The sequence below is a fragment of the Prevotella sp. HUN102 genome, assembly GCF_000688375.1.
Taxonomy (GTDB): Bacteria; Bacteroidota; Bacteroidia; order Bacteroidales; family Bacteroidaceae; genus Prevotella.
In genome coordinates, this window is the sequence record NZ_JIAF01000004.1 from 84,750 (window position 1) to 103,961 (window position 19,212).

General features: G+C 45.3%; 18 protein-coding genes. 8 read left to right on the forward strand and 10 right to left on the reverse strand.

The features are described 5' to 3' along the window. Together P150_RS0105080 and cls are read left to right on the forward strand one after the other, a co-directional pair. Positions 1–1,656 carry a hypothetical protein gene (locus tag P150_RS0105080; RefSeq protein ID WP_028896738.1) on the forward strand — a complete coding sequence of 552 codons (1,656 nt, stop codon included), beginning with the start codon at positions 1–3 and terminating at the stop codon, positions 1,654–1,656. A gap of 4 nt (positions 1,657–1,660) precedes the next feature. Further along, positions 1,661–3,082 carry a cardiolipin synthase gene (gene cls, locus P150_RS0105085; protein ID WP_028896739.1) on the forward strand — a complete coding sequence of 474 codons (1,422 nt, stop codon included), beginning with the start codon at positions 1,661–1,663 and terminating at the stop codon, positions 3,080–3,082. A 46-nt stretch (positions 3,083–3,128) separates the two neighbouring features. Here the strand turns inward: cls and P150_RS0105090 are convergent, their stop codons facing one another. Both P150_RS0105090 and P150_RS0105095 read right to left on the reverse strand, forming a co-directional pair. Further along, entirely contained in the window at positions 3,129–3,674 is a 546-nt protein-coding gene (locus P150_RS0105090) for an RsmD family RNA methyltransferase (RefSeq protein ID WP_028896740.1), read from the reverse strand. Positions 3,675–3,727: 53 nt separating this feature from the next. Further along, complete coding sequence (locus P150_RS0105095; RefSeq protein WP_028896741.1) at positions 3,728–4,540, reverse strand: DUF3822 family protein; 813 nt, start codon at positions 4,538–4,540, stop codon at positions 3,728–3,730. An 824-nt stretch (positions 4,541–5,364) separates the two neighbouring features. On the opposite strand from P150_RS0105095, the gene pepT reads away from it, so the two are divergent. Next, a complete protein-coding gene (gene pepT / locus P150_RS0105105; protein ID WP_028896743.1) occupies positions 5,365–6,588 on the forward strand; it encodes a peptidase T in 1,224 nt (407 codons plus the stop codon). 64 nt (positions 6,589–6,652) lie between these two features. After that, positions 6,653–8,923 (forward strand): cation:proton antiporter, encoded by a 2,271-nt coding sequence (locus tag P150_RS0105110; protein ID WP_028896744.1) that lies wholly within the window; start codon positions 6,653–6,655, stop codon positions 8,921–8,923. A 231-nt stretch (positions 8,924–9,154) separates the two neighbouring features. Here P150_RS0105110 and P150_RS0105115 read toward each other — a convergent pair whose 3' ends face one another. After that, the gene (locus tag P150_RS0105115; RefSeq protein WP_028896745.1) at positions 9,155–10,192 is read right to left on the reverse strand and encodes a porin; all 1,038 of its coding nucleotides are present in this window, start codon (positions 10,190–10,192) and stop codon (positions 9,155–9,157) included. Between the two features lie 242 nt (positions 10,193–10,434). Between P150_RS0105115 and P150_RS18115 the strand changes: the two genes are divergently transcribed. The 3 genes from P150_RS18115 (at position 10,435) to P150_RS0105130 (ending at position 13,429) form a co-directional block, all read left to right on the forward strand. After that, the gene (locus P150_RS18115) at positions 10,435–10,563 is read left to right on the forward strand and encodes a hypothetical protein (protein ID WP_255327169.1); all 129 of its coding nucleotides are present in this window, start codon (positions 10,435–10,437) and stop codon (positions 10,561–10,563) included. 452 nt (positions 10,564–11,015) lie between these two features. Continuing rightward, on the forward strand, positions 11,016–12,245 hold the full coding sequence (locus P150_RS0105125) for a site-specific integrase (RefSeq protein ID WP_028896746.1): 1,230 nt from the start codon (positions 11,016–11,018) through the stop codon (positions 12,243–12,245). Positions 12,246–12,250: 5 nt separating this feature from the next. Then, the gene (locus tag P150_RS0105130) at positions 12,251–13,429 is read left to right on the forward strand and encodes a site-specific integrase (RefSeq protein ID WP_028896747.1); all 1,179 of its coding nucleotides are present in this window, start codon (positions 12,251–12,253) and stop codon (positions 13,427–13,429) included. A gap of 59 nt (positions 13,430–13,488) precedes the next feature. Here the strand turns inward: P150_RS0105130 and P150_RS0105135 are convergent, their stop codons facing one another. The 7 genes from P150_RS0105135 to P150_RS17505 all read right to left on the reverse strand — a co-directional run bounded on the left by P150_RS0105135 (position 13,489) and on the right by P150_RS17505 (position 18,087). After that, on the reverse strand, positions 13,489–15,333 hold the full coding sequence (locus tag P150_RS0105135) for a S8 family serine peptidase (protein ID WP_028896748.1): 1,845 nt from the start codon (positions 15,331–15,333) through the stop codon (positions 13,489–13,491). Next, on the reverse strand, positions 15,330–16,133 hold the full coding sequence (locus tag P150_RS0105140; RefSeq protein ID WP_028896749.1) for a bifunctional 2-polyprenyl-6-hydroxyphenol methylase/3-demethylubiquinol 3-O-methyltransferase UbiG: 804 nt from the start codon (positions 16,131–16,133) through the stop codon (positions 15,330–15,332). The genes P150_RS0105135 and P150_RS0105140 overlap by 4 nt, the downstream gene beginning before the upstream one ends. Before the next feature lie 3 nt (positions 16,134–16,136). Further along, positions 16,137–16,763 (reverse strand): tail fiber domain-containing protein, encoded by a 627-nt coding sequence (locus tag P150_RS0105145; RefSeq protein ID WP_028896750.1) that lies wholly within the window; start codon positions 16,761–16,763, stop codon positions 16,137–16,139. 149 nt (positions 16,764–16,912) lie between these two features. After that, positions 16,913–17,212, reverse strand: coding sequence for a helix-turn-helix domain-containing protein (locus P150_RS0105150; RefSeq protein ID WP_028896751.1), 300 nt, complete (start codon positions 17,210–17,212; stop codon positions 16,913–16,915). Between the two features lie 2 nt (positions 17,213–17,214). After that, positions 17,215–17,493, reverse strand: coding sequence for a helix-turn-helix domain-containing protein (locus P150_RS0105155; protein ID WP_028896752.1), 279 nt, complete (start codon positions 17,491–17,493; stop codon positions 17,215–17,217). A gap of 145 nt (positions 17,494–17,638) precedes the next feature. Continuing rightward, on the reverse strand, positions 17,639–17,797 hold the full coding sequence (locus P150_RS17500) for a hypothetical protein (RefSeq protein WP_155952946.1): 159 nt from the start codon (positions 17,795–17,797) through the stop codon (positions 17,639–17,641). Positions 17,798–17,907: 110 nt separating this feature from the next. Next, positions 17,908–18,087, reverse strand: coding sequence for a hypothetical protein (locus tag P150_RS17505; protein WP_028896753.1), 180 nt, complete (start codon positions 18,085–18,087; stop codon positions 17,908–17,910). A 168-nt stretch (positions 18,088–18,255) separates the two neighbouring features. Between P150_RS17505 and P150_RS0105165 the strand changes: the two genes are divergently transcribed. Further along, on the forward strand, positions 18,256–19,209 hold the full coding sequence (locus tag P150_RS0105165; RefSeq protein ID WP_028896754.1) for a toprim domain-containing protein: 954 nt from the start codon (positions 18,256–18,258) through the stop codon (positions 19,207–19,209). Positions 19,210–19,212: the final 3 nt, after the last annotated feature.

Below are 19,212 nucleotides of genomic sequence, written 5' to 3' on the forward strand. Positions count from 1 at the left end.
ATGATAAACCATTTCAGGAATATATTCAGGCGCAAGATTCAGCTTTCGGAACTTGCCCCATCGATCAACCGACGGTTGGTCAGCAAGGCTCTGTCGGCTCTCAACTGCCAATATCAATGGAAGAAAGACGGCGAAGACCAGACAGCTTTCTATGATTTTCAGAGTGGGCACTTCGGAATCCGTGTTCAGCAGAATGCCCCGAATGTACTCTTGTCCTTCCCTTATATTGCAGAAGCACCAATGGAGCACGTGAACAATGTGCGGCAACTGTGCAATCAGTTCAATCTCAGCTCAGACGGACCACGCTTTACCTACGTTATTGATGAGGAAAAGAACGTCATAAATGTGCATTTGCTTCACAGTCTTCTGCTCGATGAAGACCGTGCGCGCGACATTCTGTCGCGGACAATGACCGATTTGTTCGGCTGGCAGAATGTGTTTGTGCGCAAATTGGGCGATTTGGTAGACATACAGAAGAATACAAAAAGCCCCGATGTGGAACTCACGTCAAAGCAACTGTCGCGCGAACTCTTTATGCTTCGCGAGCAGGAACTGAACCATCAGGCCGCTGTACCACGATGGAGGGAAAACGAGGTGGAGAAAATTACGTTTTCCCAATGGATGAAAACCGTCTTCGGAATCGATGATTTCTTTCCATCGCAACTGATGATATGCAGCGATGAGCCGAAGACTGTTACCGAAAAAGAGGCTATCAACAACCTCTCGTTCGCTTCCCTGCTGATAGAAAATGGCAAGTTCGTCCGGAAAGAAGCAACGCTTTCATTAGTTTTCTTCCAGACTTCAGAACCCGACCGCCGCAGGTTTATGACGCTTTTTGTTCAGCAGGCAGACGGTTCTGAGCAAGCATTATACTATCGGGTTACGGCTACGGTAATGCCGTTGCTGCCCAATGGAGACGCACCTTTAAGAACAAGGCAGTACCAACCTACGGTGCGCACCACTCTTTTAGCGTATGACCTCCGTACAGACAAGCAACTGCTGGACGAATTTAACTTTATGTGGGAAGACGCAAAAGACAAGATTGCCAAGGGAGAAACAGGCCAACTGACGGAGGAACAGCTTTTCATAGCAAAGATTTCGCTGCGCAATGTAGCGCATTTTATGTATCGCGGCAAGCAGCTTTACCTGTCAGGCCGTCATTATGAGGCTGCGCTGTGGCTCGAAAATGCGTTCCACATTCTCCACGACAGCTTCTCCGAGCTGAATACCACCGACCACGAGAACTTCTTTGAAATCTGTTATATGCTCGGTTTCTGCCATTCCAATATGCAGGATTACGAGCGTGCCTTCTATTATCTCACTTTCACGCTCGGCCTGAATCGCATCACTTACACCGAGGAATACATCAACTGTCTGGTGAATATGAGCGATTTCCGTGCAATGGGCTATATAAACAGTATTATTGCCGATATAGAGAACATCTATAACAACGGCGAAGAAGACGAAAATCCCGAACCTCATCTGCAATCCTTCCTTTCGTTCCTCTACCGGAGAAAGGCTTACGTGCTGATAGAAAAGAAGAATTACGATGCCGCCGAAGCCCTTTTGAAGCATCTTCTCAATGATCCGAACAGCAGTGAATATGCTTTGAAAGAACTGGTGTACCTCCAAAAACTGCGCGAAAAGAAAGAATAGTCTTATGATTTACATTCACTGGATAGTCCTTGTCGCCTATACGCTCGTGGCAATTGCTGCGCTCATTAGGGTACTGATGGAAAACCGTCAGCCGGCAAAGACTATGGCGTGGGCTTTGATTCTCTTGTTTATGCCGTTGGTGGGCATTGTCCTGTATTTCTTTTTCGGACAACGGACGCGCAAGGACCGACAAATATGGCAAAACAGCCTCGATCAGATAACCAAACGTGCGATGCTTGAGTTCGTGGAGCAGCGCAATCTCAGCCTGCCCGACGAGCATAAGGAACTCATCAGCTTGTTTATGAATCAGAACTGGGCACTTCCTTTCAAGAACAACGAAATGGAAGTGTATCGGAATGGCTATGAGTTTTTCCCGGCTTTATTGGCTGAAATAAGCCAAGCCAGGCATCACATACATTTCATTTCCTATATCATCGACGACGACCCATTGGGCAATCTGCTTGCCGACGCACTCATTGCGAAGGCGAGAGAAGGCGTGGAAATACGCCTGATATACGATGACGTGGGGTCGTGGAAGACGAAAGAGAGATTCTTTGAGCGAATGCGCGAGGAAGGAATAGACATACATCCCTTTATGCCTGTGCGTTTTCCGTTGTTCACAAGCAAGGTAAATTACAGGAACCACCGAAAACTTTGTGTCGTTGATGGTACGGTTGGTTTCATCGGTGGCATGAACGTGGCATTGCGATACGTTAAAGGCAATGAGAAACAACCTTGGCGAGATACCCATATCAAGATTAAGGGATACGGAGTCTACGGTCTTCAGCGTGCGTTTCTGCTCGATTGGTTCTTCGTGGACCGGACGCTGATCAGCGACCGAAAGTATTATCCCACTATGAATGTGGGACAGAATGACGTTCTGGCACAGATTGTTACGAGCAATCCAACCGGACAATGGCCCGAAATAGAGCAGGGATATATTAAGATTCTGCTGAGTGCGAAGAGATATGTATATATGGAAACACCGTATTTCCTGCCTACCGAGCCGATACTCTTCGCAATGCGCACGGCAGCCGTCTCAGGAGTGGACGTGCGTTTGCTGATACCTCTGCGCGCAGATTCAAAGATAGTGGAGTGGGCATCGCGTTCCTTCGTGCTCGAAGCTGCGCGGGCAGGTGTAAAGATAATGTTGTATAAACAAGGGTTTAACCATTCCAAGCTCCTTGTTTCCGATGATACATTATGCACAATAGGTTCTACGAACGTGGATTTCCGTAGTTTTGAAAATGCCTTTGAAGCCAATGCGTTCTTCTATGACAAGACAATGGCACTGAAGGTAAAGGAGATTTATCTTGAGGATGAGGCTTACAGCGTGAGTCTCGAAAGCGTGAAGGACATTACACAGCGCACCTTCCTGCAGCGTTTGTGGGAGTCTGTCATCAGATTGCTGAGTCCGTTATTGTAAGAAAACGCCTCTTTCTCCTTCCTGTCATTCGGTAAATCCACACTGCCTAAGGCTTGACGGCAAGCCCGAATATGCTGAAATTCACACTCCCATAGCTTCTGTGCTCCTTGAAATTAGGGTGTTCGGAAAAATCATTCTGCTTTCCATGCTCGAATACGAATATGCCGTCGTCGGCAAGCAGTCCGTTTTTCAGAACCAAATCGGGAATCGTTTCCAGTTCCGGGAGCGCATAAGGAGGGTCGGCAAAAATGAAATCGAACTTCTGATGACACGTTTTCAGGAAACGGAACACATCGCCACGGATGAGAATATTGTTATCCACACCGAGTTTCTTCACACATTCGGCTATGAAACGCGAGTGGTCTCTGTCTTTCTCCACGCTGACAATCTCACGGCAGCCGCGTGAAATCAGTTCGAGCGTTATGCTTCCGGTACCTGCAAACAAGTCGAGTGCCGTAGTGTCGTCGAAATCAATGTAGCCATTCAGCACGTTGAAAATATTCTCTTTAGCAAAGTCGGTCGTCGGCCGAGCCTTGAACGTGCGTGGAATATCGAAATGTCTTCCTTTATATAGTCCTGTTATGATGCGCATAATTCTTTGTTTTTGAAGATAAGCAGAACATTTCTGCCAGCTTCCGAGTGAATCTAACCTAAGTACAACGCTTTCAAATCGTAAGGGATGTCCTTTCTTTTGACAATGGAAGTGTTGTTGAAGTCTACCTCCTGATTGATGAAGTAACATCTTCTGAGGAACTTATGCACTTCCTCGTCCAGTCCTTTCTCGTCGGGAAAGCGTCCTGCAAGGTGCAGTTCATCATTCTCAGCATTCATTCCTAATTGTTTCCAGATATATAGCAGATAGTAAAGAATGTCGTTTATCTGCTTCACTTCATACGAGTTGCTGAATCGGAAACGGTTCTGTTGGAACGCAAACACCTCCATCCGTTTGTCGTGATAGTAGGCAAAGAGCTTTCGGCGTGCCCCGGTAAACGAACGATGGTAGATGTGCGACCATACGGGCTGCATCAACGGTTGGATTCTGATGTCCTCAAAATGATCGTTTACCACCAGTTTTAAGTCCTTGTTGATGCTGAACACAGCCACGGCATTGAGCCCGGGAAGCACGTTCGACACGATATCCTCGTTTCTTCGCCATCTGTATGTATGCTTGTAGAGTGTCTCCACATCCTGTTCCTGAAACTCATCCATAGGAACGAGCATTACCGGAGTACTCATAAGCACCAACGTCCGCTTGTATCCACTTTGCAGAAGTTCGGACACCTTGAAGGCTTCACGCAGATTGGCAGCAATGGAAATACCTTTGTTCAGTTCGTATTCCTCGTAGGCAATCTTTTCGTCGGCCTGCGGATCGCCAACGGAAAACGACATACCCCCTTCTCCAATACGGATGGTAAGCCTGATTCTCTTGTCTGAAATGTTGTTGTCTGTCTGTTTCATCGGGTTCAATATGATGCAAACTTACATATTTTTTTTCGATTACGTGCCGTTTCCCCTTGATAAATATAACCGACTTTCTGAAATTCCATTTTCCAAACAGCGATGAAACAATCGGCAAAATCTGCGAAATCGGCGTGAACAACTCTCGCAGATAGCACAGATTTTGCGATTTTTCGGGTGGCAAAGAAACGGTTGCAGGCTTTCATCTCATCTTTATTTCCTTCTTATCTACTCGAAACAAATAATCTATTCTCGTGTTTTAAAATGCACTTTTCATCCATTACAGAATCAATTACCGAAGCAAATTTCAGCCCGATATTCTATGTTTTTTCTGCAAAAGCGCAAATATCGCTCCAAGTTCAAGCTGATTCCGAATCCAGAGACACCAGTTTTCTTATCTGTAAGTCCTCAAGCAAGTTATCTTTATACATTCAAAGCACACGATTTGTAAGTAACTGAAAATCAACCATATTTATCCTCATTTCCATTCTTGCGAAGATTACGCCGCATTCTTCGCACGCTTGCATTGCGTTTTTGCGAAGAATGGAACGCAATCTTCGGTCATTTACAAATCGTGTTTTTTATCAGCTGGAAGTGCGATTGTTTTACTGCCGAACCGATGTAACAAACCTTTGAATGGAGAGAACGAAAAGCATAAGAAAGTTAAAAGACACGTGAAAAACAAATTTAACAGATACGCAAGGCATTTATTCCTGCGAAAAATTGTTTAATAGTTTTGCTGTAAAGGTCTTTTTTTCTATCTTTGCAGATAATAGGGCGAAACCTGTCCAAAAACTTATTGATAACCAAATTCCAATCAAATTATGGAAATAGCAGAAAGATTTATTAATTATACCAAGTTCGACACACAATCGGCTGACGAATCCGAAACCGTGCCAAGTACATTGAAGCAACTTGAGTTTGCAAAATACCTGAAGGAGGAACTCGAAAGAGAAGGACTAAAGGAAGTGGAAATGGACGAGAAGGGCTACATCTACGCCACGCTGCCCGCCACTACCAAGAAAGAAGTGCCTACCATCGGCTTCATTGCCCACTACGATACTGCGCTCGATGCCAGCGGTGCGAACATCAAGGCGCGCATCGTGAAGAATTACGACGGAGGAGACATACAGCTGAACGAGAATATGGTGTCGTCGCCAAAGCAGTTCCCTGAATTGCTCGACCACAAGGGCGAAGACCTGATTGTTACCGACGGAACAACATTGCTCGGTGCCGACGACAAGGCGGGCATTGCAGAGATTGTTCAGGCGATGTGCTTCCTTCGCGACCATCCGGAAATCGAACACGGAAAGATTCGCGTAGGCTTCAATCCCGACGAGGAAATCGGTATGGGTGCGCATCACTTCGACGTTGAGAAGTTCGGTTGCGAATGGGCATACACAATGGATGGCGGCGACATCGGTCAGTTGGAGTACGAAAACTTCAATGCGGCAGGTGCAAAGGTCTACATTCACGGCGTGAGCGTCCACACGGGCTATGCCAAAGGCAAGATGGTAAACGCAAGCAGACTGGCCATTGAGTTCAACCAGATGCTGCCACAGGACGAAATTCCTGAAACAACAGAGGGCTACGAAGGCTTCTATCACCTGCTGAACATTGACAGCCGTTGCGAAGAGGCAAAGCTGAACTACATCATCCGCGACCACGACAGGGAGAAATTCGAGGAGCGTAAGCGCGTAATGGAACGCTGTGTGCAGAAGATGAACGAGAAATACGGCGAGGGTACGGTTGAAATCAAGATGAACGACCAGTATTACAATATGAAGGAGAAGATTGATCCGAACATCCACGTCATCGACCTCGTTGTAAAGGCTATGGAACAGGCAGGCGTTACGCCGCTCGTGCAGCCTATCCGCGGCGGTACCGACGGAGCACAGCTCAGCTTCAAGGGCTTGCCTTGCCCTAATATCTTTGCAGGCGGTGTGAACTTCCACGGTCCTTACGAGTTTGTTTCCATTCAGGTAATGGAAAAGGCAATGCAAGTGATTGTGAACATCAGCCAACTGACGGCAGGATACAACGATTAACAACCCATATACATACCTCCAACTTCTCCCTCAAAGGAGGAATTGGAGGTGTTTTTTTTATTTTATGGCCGAACTCCACAACTTAGTAAAAGACCTCGCATTGATTCTTGTAGTGGCAAGTTTCGTAACGCTGCTGTTCAAGAAACTGAACCAGCCATTGGTATTGGGATACATCGTGGCCGGTTTTCTCGTATCGCCACATATGCCCTACCTTATGAGCGTAGTCGATAAAGCCGATATCCACACTTGGGCGGACATCGGCGTTATTTTCCTTCTGTTTTCATTGGGACTGGATTTCTCCGTCAAGAAGATTCTCAAGATGGGTGCCTCGCCCGCCATTGCCGCCTGTACGATTATTTTCTGTATGATGGCTCTGGGCGTTACCGTGGGTAAGGCATTCGGATGGCAGCAGATGGACTGCATATTTCTCGGAGGAATGCTGGCAATGAGTTCCACAACCATTATCTACAAGGCCTTTGCCGATATGGGACTGTCGCAGCAGGGCTTTGCAGCAACCGTTATGAGCGTGCTGATATTGGAAGACATACTGGCCATTGTGATGATGGTGATGCTCAGCGCAGTGGCAAGCGGAAACAGTCCTGACGGCGGAGAGCTTTTGGGCAGCCTGTTCAAGATAGGATTCTTCCTGATTCTGTGGTTCGTTATCGGACTGTTCGCAATTCCTCTCTTCCTCAAAGGTGTAAGAAGATACCTCAACAACGAGACATTGCTCATTGTTTCGCTCGGTTTGTGCTGTCTGATGGCTGTCGTTTCCACGCAGGTGGGTTTCAGTGCGGCCTTTGGCGCATTCGTTATGGGCAGCATTCTGGCAGAAACCATCGAGGCCGACAAGATAATTAAGATTGTAGAACCGGTCAAGAATCTATTCGGAGCCGTCTTCTTCGTGTCGGTAGGTATGTTGGTAGACCCTAAAATTCTGGTGGAATATGCCTTCCCTATCCTTATTCTTGTAATTACGATACTGTTGGGACAGGCTGTTTTCGGCACATTGGGCTATATGTTCGGCGGGCAGACGCTGAAGAATGCGCTGCGCTGCGGCTTCTCTATGGCGCAAGTGGGCGAATTTGCCTTCATCATCGCCACGCTCGGGCTTTCCCTTGGCGTTATCAGCGATTTCCTTTATCCGGTTGTCGTGGCAGTTTCGGTCATTACAACTTTCCTCACACCTTATATGATTCGTGCTGCTGAACCGTGCTACAACGCCCTTCTGCGCAGACTTCCCAGACGATGGGTGCGCCGTCTGACGCACATCGAAACCGTTTCCTCGGAATCTCTCTCGTCAGACAATCTGTGGAAGAGTCTCATCCGGGCAATGGTTTCAAACACGATTATTTACAGTATTCTTTCGGGTGCAGTCATAACCGTGATGTTCTCGCTGGCACTGCCCGTTCTTCGCCGGTTCTCAATCAGCCTCACGGGAACCCACTGGGCGGGAAATGCAGTGTGCGGACTGATTACGATACTGCTCATTTCGCCATTCCTCCGTGCGTTCGTTATGAAGAAAAACCACTCGGAGGAGTTCAAGACATTGTGGACGGTCCGACGAATCAACCGTCTGCCGCTCGTATTTACCGTTCTTGCACGTGTTGTCATTGCGCTGATGTTCATTTTCTACATCTGCAATTATCTCACACGCTTCAAGAACGCATTGCTCATCGTGATTGCAATCGGCTTCCTTGTGCTGATGGTTCTTTCGAGAAGCCTGAAGAAGCGCAGCATCAATCTTGAGCGACTGTTCGTGCAGAACCTCCGGAGCCGAGATATAGAGGCACGCGTGAAGGGCAGAAAGAAACCACTTTTTGCCGGGCATCTGCTCGACAGAGACATACATATCGGGTGCATTGAAATACCGGAAGATTCCACTTGGGCAGGCAAAACGCTGCAAAAACTCAAACTGCGAAACCGTTTCGGCACACACGTCAGCAGCATTCTCCGTGGCTCGCACCGCATCAATATCCCCAACGGAAACACGATTGTTTTCCCCGGCGACAAGATTCAGGTAATTGGCAACGACGAACAGCTTGCTGCCATCTCCGCCGCCATTGCTCACGAGATACATCCCGAGGAGTTCAACATAGAAAAACGTGAAATGGTGCTTCGCCAGATTGAGTTGTCGGAAAGCAGTCCGTTCATCGGAAAGACGCTGCGCGAGAGTGGAATCCGAGACGAATACAACTGTATGGTGGTGGGCGTGGACGAAGGCCAGACGCACATTACGCTCATCAACCCTGCAAGAGACCTTGAAGTGGGCGACACGCTGTGGGTTGTAGGGGAAAGGGACAACATCAAACGCATACAGGAAGTGAACCAATAAACGCATTTTAACGGGAGTTTTCTTCGCCTCAACACCACCATAAATTCAGGCGATATGAATACGATTTTCAAATAACCGAAGATTGCATTCCATTTTTGCGAAGAATGCAATGCAAACGTGCGAAGAATGCATTGCATTCTTCGCACGTTTGCAAACAGGATCATTTTCTACTGATTTTCAATTACTTACAGAATATATAAGATTCGATACTATCAGGGAATACCTTCTCTGTCAGAATCTGGTCATTACCTCAATCACGAACTTGTCTTTTTCCGACTTCTTTGGCACGGCATTGTCGCCATAGAAATATTTTTCGTAGTTGATTCGGATGTCTGAGATGAACGGACGGTCGATGCTGAACGTAACGCCACCCGTGATTCTCGAACGTTTGTAGTCTGTGAACTTCATTTTTCCAGCTTCGTCCTGCTCTCCGTTCAAATAACGGATACCATCGCTGTGGTCGCTCATAAAGTCGTAACGGAGCAGAGGGGATACCTTTGAGAAGAATTTATTGCGCAAAGGTATGTCGTAGTTCACGAAAGCATCCACAGAATGTGCCGGACGGAAAGCCTCCTTGCTGTAATGCTTGTAGAGATATTCCAGTTCTATGTGCCAGTTGTGTGCGTGATAGTATGCGCCGGCATCGTACATCATCACCGAAATATTGTCTGGTTTGATTTTCTGCGCACTCAAAGTCAGATTGAAGCCACGTGGAAACATAAACTGCACCTTGGCAGAATAGTTGATATTGTTTGTCCAGAAATCCTTCTGATTGGTCAGCCCCGACCCGTTGAAAACACCTGCCTCCAGCTTTATCGGAAAACCCGGATTGAAAGTATAGCCCACCGTAGCACCTACGTCGCGCACATTGCCCACTTGCTTTGCAATGAACGAACGGTTGGCAAAATACTGCTGATGAGGAGAACGGTGTGCGTCAATCGTAAACGGCACGCGCATCTGTCCGATTCTGAAATCAAACTTCTTGATTGGAGTCAGGCGTGTATAGGCATCGAGCATCTTGATTTTGCCTTCGTCAGACAAATCGATTTCAGCCTTGTAGCTAACCCAGTCGGTTACTTTGCCATCTATGCTGATTCGGGCGGTTCTCACTTCAAATCTTCCCTTTTCATCTTCAGGCTGATACTCATATTTTCCACGGATAGTGCCGTGAACGCTGGGCTTTCTGTCCACTTTCTGCTCCACTTGCGCAGATACTGAAATTCCTGTAAGCAAGCACAATGCCAAAAGACTTATATGTTTTCTTTGCATATATTTGATAGAGATATTAAAAATCTGCTGCAAAATTACATCACGTATGTTTAATTTTCTTGACAAAGATATAAAAAAATATTTCATTTTACGGATTTGAAACATCCTTTCTGCACTTTACTTTATTATATATAAAACCGTTCATTACAGATTGAAACGAAATTTCAACAGAATTATAATAGACAATACGATATAACTTGTTCCTTTTCTTATTAATTTTGCAACATAAAACAATCCTCTATATGAAAGAGGACAAGAAAATCATTGCCAACATTCTGAAGAAGAATGCTGAAAGAGAGGACAAATTCGAGAATCAGGTACTTAATCTTGCACTCAAGAGAGTGTATGGAGGCGACATCGAAATCTGTTGAAACAGAAGATACGGAAGAAAACAAGGCCGTTGAGGAATAAAGGATAAAGCATAGGTTTGCAAATATCACGCAACATTCCCACGAAAAGCTCTTAAGCTTTTTCCAAAAAGCTCTTAAGTTTTTTATGAAAAGGTCTTAAGAACTATCAGAGGAAAGGGTATAAGGGAGAGGATAGGAGGTAAGTGAATGAAAATGAGAGGGATTTGCGGTATATCTCTATGGTTTGCACAGAGGGGAAAAGTGCAGAAGATGTGGATTTATGCAGAAGTTCCGTTACCAAATCGTCAGTCCATTCTTTGGATGGTAACGAAGAGGTAGGAGAAGGTAACTGGCAGAAGAGTGTTAGGTAACTCATCTTTCTCGCGTTACGGTGCTTATACTTTGTACTACAATGTTTTGCGTAGCTGAGAACGCTTCGGTAACGGGTAATTTTGCCCATAAAACAGAAGCGTATGCAAAGAGAAAAATTCAAGGTTTTGCTCTACCTCAAAAAGAGCGGATTGGACAAGTCGGGGCAAGCCCCGATAATGGGGCGTATAACCTACGGGCGAACCATCGCCCAATTCAGTTGTAAGCTCTCGTGCGATCCGAAGTTGTGGAATGCTCGTGAGAGCAGACTGAACGGCAAAAGCCGTGAAGCGGTGGCAACGAATGGCAAGTTAGAACGATTACTTCTTTCGGTACAATCGGCTTATCGACTCCTTTGTGAGCGATGTGCGGTCTTTACGGCAACAGACATCAAAGAGCAGTTCCAAGGAAGTATGCAAACTCAAATCACCTTTTTGGAGCGATACGACCGAATGGTCGAAGAGATGGAACAAAAGGTGGGTATCGAAATAAAGGCTACAACTATGAGTAGTTACCACACTGTTCGCAAGCACTTACAAGCCTTTATCCGAGAGAAGTACCGCACGGCAGATATTCCTTTCGGACAGATAGAAGAAGATTTCTTGGAATGCCTGCAACACTACTCGGTCGGGAAGCTGGGACATTCGCAAGGTCATTACCGAACGATGGCATTAGCCGTGAAGAAAGTCTGCCGTTTGGCGTATCGTGAAGGCTTGACAGAGCGACAATTGTTCGCTCACGTACAGATAGAACGAGGAGAGAATAAACAACCTCGTGCGTTGGATAGAGCTTCGTTGGATAAGTTGCAGGGCTTGACCTTTGAGCCGTATGAAGTGGAGTTGGAGACCGTTCGCAATCTCTTTCTATTCTCTTGTTATACGGGTGTCGCTTATTGCGATATGGTTGCCCTGAATCGGGAACATCTCTTTACGGATGATGAAGGGGCATTGTGGCTGAAGTTCCACAGACAAAAGACCGATACGCTTTGTCGTGTAAAGCTCTTGCCTGAAGCCGTTCATTTGATAGAGCGTTATCAATCTGACGAACGAACCACGCTATTTGCTCCCATTGCTTATTCGGCTTACCTCGTCCAACTCAAAGCCCTGCAACTTCGAGCCGGTATCTCCATTCCCCTTTCGGCACATGTTGGGAGGCACACCTTTGCTACCTTGATTACATTGGAACGAGGTGTTCCCATCGAAACCGTGAGCCGAATGCTGGGGCATAGCAACATCCAAACGACCGAGCGGTATGCCCACGTTACCCCGAAGAAGCTCTTCGATGAGTTCAAGCGATTTCTCTCTTTCACTGAAAACCTAACCTTAACCCTATAAGAGCTATGCGTAGTACATTCAAAATCCTATTCTATATCAATAAGAGCAAAACCAAAGCGGACGGCACAACGACAATCCTCTGCCGTATCACCATAGACGGAGCGAACGCAGTGATAACCACAGGCGAAAGCACCACTCACCACGATTGGAGCGTGAAGCGAGGGGAAACAACGGACAAGAAGATAAACCAACGCCTGCAAGCCTTTCGGGAGGAAATCGAACAGGGGTACAATACCTTGCTCTACAAATATGGAGCGGTGAGTGCCGAGTTGCTGAAGAACTACTTACAAGGTATCGGGAGAACTCCGACAACACTTCTTGCCCTCAGTGCAGAAGAACTCAAAGCCCAACGAGCAAGCAAGAGCGAGGGGACGTACAGTAACAATCGGTGTTCCGACAGACAGCTTAACGCATTTGTACGAAGTCGTGGCGAGAAGGATATTCTCCTAACGACTCTCACGATAGAGTTCTTTGATGATTATCGTTTCCATTTGAAGAAAGAGGGCTATGCCCCTGCAACGATGAAGAAGCATTTATGCTGGTTGAGTCGGTTGATGTATCGAGCCGTCAGTCAAGGCACAATACGCTTCAATCCGTTTGAGGAGGCGAAGTACGAAGCCGTGGAGCGCAAACCTCGTTTCCTGAGCAAGGGTGACGTGGCAAAGCTCTTGGCATTCCCATTACAGGAAGAAGGAGCAGAACTAAGCCGAAGGATGTTTCTTTTCTCCGTCTTTACGGGTTTGGCATTTGCTGACTTACAGAGCCTGCGAGCCTCACAAATCGAAACGAACAGCGAGGGGAAGCGGTATATCCGCAAAGCAAGACAGAAGACGGAGGTGGAAAGTTTGATCCCTCTGCATCCGATAGCGGAGCAGATACTTTCGCTTTACACAAAGGAGAAAAGCAGGGAGGATTACAAGATATTTCCCGATACGATGAGCAAGGGGAAACTACTCACTCATCTCAAAGCCGTGGGCATGGCATGTGGCATTCGTACTACGCTGACTTGGCATGTCGGAAGACATAGCTTCGGTACGCTGACTTTGGAGGCAGGTATTCCGATAGAGAGTATCGCCAAGATGATGGGACATTCGTCCATTGCCAGCACGCAAATCTATGCCCAAATCACCGACCAAAAGATTGCAACAGATATGGATAGACTGATGATTAAAAACGAGTATTGACAAAATACTCTCTCTGAGTAATAAAAAGAGAAGAGGTGGATTTCTCCACCTCTTTTATCCTAAAATCTCATCTCAAATTCGCTATTCTTTTCAACTGTAAAAGGAGGTGCTATCTCTATTTCTTCTTGGGCTGTAAAAAGGAGTTTTGCCCCATTTCTTACAAGTACATTTTGTGAATAGATTATTCTTCCAAATACATTCTCATCATTGGACACTATCTTATCGTTAAAATAAACGATATTGTCTCCCATAACATATTGAAGAGCAGAAAAGGCATTGACAAGACCATACCCAACTTCTGCATTCCAAGAACCATAGGTCTTTATTTGAGAAAAAGAGTAAGACGGTAATTTTCTCGCACTTCTAAGAATCGCTCTAACAATCTTTTCCTGTGTTAATTCAGGTTTCACGGATATGATTAGCGCAGCAACAGCAGCGACATGTGGACATGCTGAAGAGGTTCCACTGAAAGAGGCGTAATAATTTCCTGAAGAATATCCAGAAGAACCAAGTAAGTCAGTTGTCTGTATTTTGACTCCAGGTGCTACAACATCCAAAGCGTTCCCATAATTGCTTCCCCAGTTTTCTCCATCACAAGAAGAAAAACTCTTACGTTCTCCACAGGGACTCATTGCTCCTACTACCAATATATCAGGAATAGATGATGCTGGATAGCTGACTTGCGAAGCATTTTCGTTGCCAGCTGAAAAAACGACAACACAGCCCTTTCCATTCCTACCCTTACTTAGGGCTTCCCTTATAGCATCTTCTAATATGGAAGAAGGAGAAAGTCTTCCCCATGAATTGGAAATTACAGAAGCTCCATTTCTCCATGCAAACCCAAATCCATCAGCAAGTTTTTGTGCAATGTCTGGCGAAGGCCTTAAATTATTACTAATAGACATCAAAGGTGACGCAGAGGCAATTCCCGCAATTCCAATGCCATTATTCGTTCTTGCTCCAATTATCCCAGCACATGCGGTACCATGAGAACCTCGAATTACACTCGGAGAAGTTCCACTTTCTGTATCATAACTGGAAGAATAAATATTTAAATCAGGATGATTTAATGCAATTCCATGATCAATTACTGCAACAATAACATCGGAACTCCCTTGTGTTATTCCATAAGCCTGACTAAATGCAATATCAAAACCTCCGCTACCTCCTGCTTGACCTGTGTTTTTTAATCCCCATTGGGTAGAGAATAATGGGTCATTAGGATTGCCGAAAGTAAGGTCTTCATCAACAATTATGTCAGGTTGAGCCACCTCGAATAAGCCTGTCTCGTGAAAAAGATTTGCTAAATCAATGGTAGAGGAATTTGTCTGTATTGCAGCTAACGTATACCATTGAGGCATATACTTATTTTGGGAAACAATCCAAAGACCGTATCTTCTTGCATACCCCTTTAGTACTTCAAAGTCTTTTTCAGATTTTAATTTGACGTAAAACAAGTGAGATAGTCCGACAGATTGACCTTTTTCATTAGTATAAAAATCTCCTCTGTACAAAATCTCAGGACGTCTGGATAAAGTGGTATTCTTGGGAATAACAGCCCATTTTAATTTTTCTCCTTTCATCTCTGATTGTTGTTTTGAGGGGATATACAACGAAGTAGTATACTGCTGCAATTCTCCACTTCTCACATTTGAAACTCCCTTTGAGATACTTTGAAGCAGGGTATTTTCATCTGAGGCTCGATAGAGAATATACTCTTTTTCGCTATTGGGAAATAACAAAATACGTTCTCCATTATGCCAGTAAAAAATATCACTTGACAGAGCTCTTGTTTCTGTTTTTCCTCCTCTATCCTCGTGTTGTAAATCTCCTGCGATGTCATCTCGGCAAGAACTTAATCCGACAAGAAAGAGAGATAGGAATAAAATGTAAATCTTTTTCATCTTAACACTTTCTTTTGTGGGGTTATGATATAGAAACACGATGTTGAAAAGAGATTTCTTAGATAGGGAATGTGTTTACACAACTTCAACTTGATTGCTGGGATGTTAAACTTCACCTTGTAATGCGGATTTATAAACCAAAGAATTCTATCTAAAACCTGATATTCGAGTTTTCGACACAAAGACTCGAACTTCTCTATTGTCACCCTCGAGCGTTTTATACTTAGAAGTTCTTCAATACAAGGTACACTTTCCCCAAAGGCTGAGAGAAGCCACCTATAAGCTCTTTTGGAGAGTAGATGTATGAAGGGAATCTTTGCAAGCAATGGGCTTCTACAAATTTGTTGATGTCCTCCGAATGGCATTTGCCAAGCAGGGAATCGAAAAAAAACAATCCCATCATCTTTGATAAACATCTTAATTCGAGATATAAAAGCTTCCTTGAATTGCGGTTCAATATGCTCTATCACATCATGTACCAATACGATGTCAAACAAATCCTCGCTTCGAGGAGATGCCATCTGAAGAAAATCCACATTGTGGAACTCGCCTTTTTGATTGGTTTCGAGAAAAAAGATACGAGCCTGCTCAATTCGAGCCTCAGATAAATCTACTCCAACAACTTTTGCACCTAATCTCGCAAAGGGTAATAGATTTCCTCCTTCACCGCACCCTACTTCTAATATTCGTGTGGCAGAATCAATATTCTTGTACTTTTTTACGTAATCCACGTAAAACGAACCCGATGTAGTAGCTAATTCGCAGAAATACCTCTTCCTATCTGTGTGTCTCTTTTGCATCTGCTATTTCTGTTTTTTCAGGGTCTCGATCTCTTTCTGTAGAGTCTTGACCGCATCGATAAGTACGGGGATCAAAGAGGTATAATCAACAAGTTTTCGTCCTTCGCTGTCCGTATAGACTAAGTTGGGAAGAATGGCTTCAACATCTTGAGCTAACAACCCAATTTCCATGTTGTTTTTGGTATATTCATTATAAGCCGTTCTGAAAGACCTTGTCTCGTTACCTATAAAATTATAGGTAACAGGACGAAGTCTTTTGATAATATCCATCCCTCGATTAAGGGGTGCTATACCTGACTTTGCACGAGCATCCGAGTAGTTGAAGACTCTGTGCACTTGAATACTATTAAAAGTGTTCGTTTGTGTATTGTAAAACACAATTTGGTCACCATGTCCTGCTAAGCGAGGAGCCGCTGGGGTCACATCAATTTGGAAGAAGTTGCTGTAATCTCCAGGAAATTTAAAGTACATACCCGTACCTGCAACCGTGTAATGATAAAATGCAAAAGGATCCGTATTTCCGATAGTCATTTTCCCATCAGACATATACCTTATTTGCCCTGTTGCATCGCAGATAGAGAACAGAACGACAACAAGTGTCGCTACCATAGTAGATAGAATACGTTTCATACTATTTGAATTTTTATTGTTACTAAATCTTGTTTTAGACTCAATATGAGTCTCCTCATGGGCAAAGATATGTATCACAATCACATCTCACAATACCTAATAATAGTGATTTTTGTTAATGAAAAATCGTTTTTTTGCAAAGAGGGGGCTCAGCGTGTCGAAACTGAATGATAGTTTTCTTGGAGCAGTCGGTCGATGTCGGAGAGGCGATAGAGTATTTTCCCTGCGATTTGGGTGTAAGGAATGATACCCTTGTCCCGATAGTCCTGCAAGGTGCGAGGGCTGACGAAAAGCCGTTCGCAGACCTCTCGCCCCGTGAGGTAGATTTCTCCTCCGAAGAACGGACGGTGCGTTTGGGCAATCTCCAGAAGGCGTTTGCTCACTTCTCTGATGCCTGAGATGAGTTGTTTCATTTCGGGTGTTTCTTTGTTTACGATTTCGTGTTCCATAGTCATTGTATTTTTCGGTTCGACTTTTCGAGGAGTGCTTCCACATCCTCACGTTTGTAATAGCACTTATGCCCGATTTGGATGAAGGGCAGCACGGACGTGTCCCGATAGTGCTGGAGCGTCCGCTTGCTGATGTTCAGTATTCGGCACACGTCCCCGTTGTGCAACAGGTCAGGAAGTTCGGGCTTCGTACCGAATTGTTCTCTCACACAAAGAGCCAGCTCTTCGATGCTCTTTTTCAGTTCCTCCCACGCGGAGGTGTCGATGGCGGTAAATCTCATATCAATATCGTTTTTAATTGTCGTTTTCTCTTTTCGGTGCAAATGTATGCAAGCGAAATCCTTGTCCCAAGAACCGATGAAATCAAGGGAAATAAAAGGAAATCGCAGGAAATATACGAGCGTAAATCGACCATTCCACCCACCTTTATCTAAGTGCGTACTTGTGGCTCTGATATGGTGTGAAATGTCCGCACGACACAACGGGAAAAAGATGCCGAGCAATCTCACGGTCGCTCGGTATCTTTTCTTCGATTACTCGGCATCTTTTGGAGGTTCTCTCGCCTATGATAATTCTCGCTTGCATATCCCTCGAAGAAAAAGTGTGCAAGAGTCAGCAATCCGATGAAGTTGGTTTCCGAGCCGTTCTTCTCTCGATTCTCTCCTTTTGAATGGTTTCGTCCCAATTTCTCCCGTTTACCCCGTCCATTTTCGGAGCATTTTCCCGTACCCCGAAGCAACAGCCTCGCAAACCTTGTCGGTATAGGTTCGGCTCTCTAACTTGGTTTCAGCATCCTGTTTCGGATGAAAGTTCAAAACCAAGCAAATAAAAGAGATACGAACAATGAAAAGAAACAGACGAACAAGAAATGCCATAGATACTTTCTTCTTTCACTGTGAAAGGAGATATACGGTGAAAGGGAAAAAGCAGGGAAAGACTTTTTGCTTTGAGGGCAAGAAAGTTCGTCCTCCGTGAGCCTATAGCCTTTCCCTTTCACCGTTTGAATCAACCTTTTATCCACACAATAATCATCGAATCAACTTATGAAATCAAGATATTACGATTTACAACATATCAAGGCGATACCGATAGCCGACTATCTGCACGCCTGCGGCATCGAGCCTGCGAAGCGTTACAACGGCTACGCCCTCTATCACGCACCCTACCGAGAAGACCCCAACGCCAGCCTGAAAGTGGACTTTCGGCAAAATCTGTGGCACGACTACGGCACAAGCCAAGGTGGAAGCATCATCGACCTTGTGATGCGGATGCAAGGATGCAGTGCCTATGAAGCAATGGCACATCTTGCCGAAGAGAAAGCGACAACCCTCGCACCCTCTTCCTTTCATCGTGAAGCACACACGGAGCGGAAGAGAAATGAACAGCGACAAAATGATGCAAGGCGTATTCTCTCCATTAGTGAAGAATTGCCTCTGCACCTGCAAAACTATCTCCGAGAAGTACGCAAGATAGACCTTGCCGTGGCAAGTCCTTATCTCCGTCATATTCGCTACGAAGTGGGAGGAAGAGAATACTCTGCCATCGGCTTTCCCAACCGAGCTGGAGGGTACGAGCTTCGGGGCGACAAGACATTCAAGGGAACGATCGCACCAAAGGATATATCCGTAGTTGCAGGAGAAGCGAACAACACCCCTCACTGCATCTTCGAGGGCTTTATGGACTTCCTTTCCTATCTCACAATGAAAGGGGAAGAAAGCATTTCGCCTTCCATAGTTCTGAACTCCGTCAGCAATCTACCACGAGCCATCGCCTATCTCTGCAAGAATGGCATTCTCTCCGTCCGTGCATTCTTCGACAACGACCAAGCAGGACGGCAAGCTCTTCAGGGTATCCAATCTTCAGGCATCAAGGTAGAGGATATGAGCCGACACTATTCCCAACATAAAGACCTCAACGACTACCATATTGCTCAATGTAAGCAAGAACAAAAAGAACAACAGCGGAAACCTGTTATTGTCAAACACAAAATAAGATAAGCT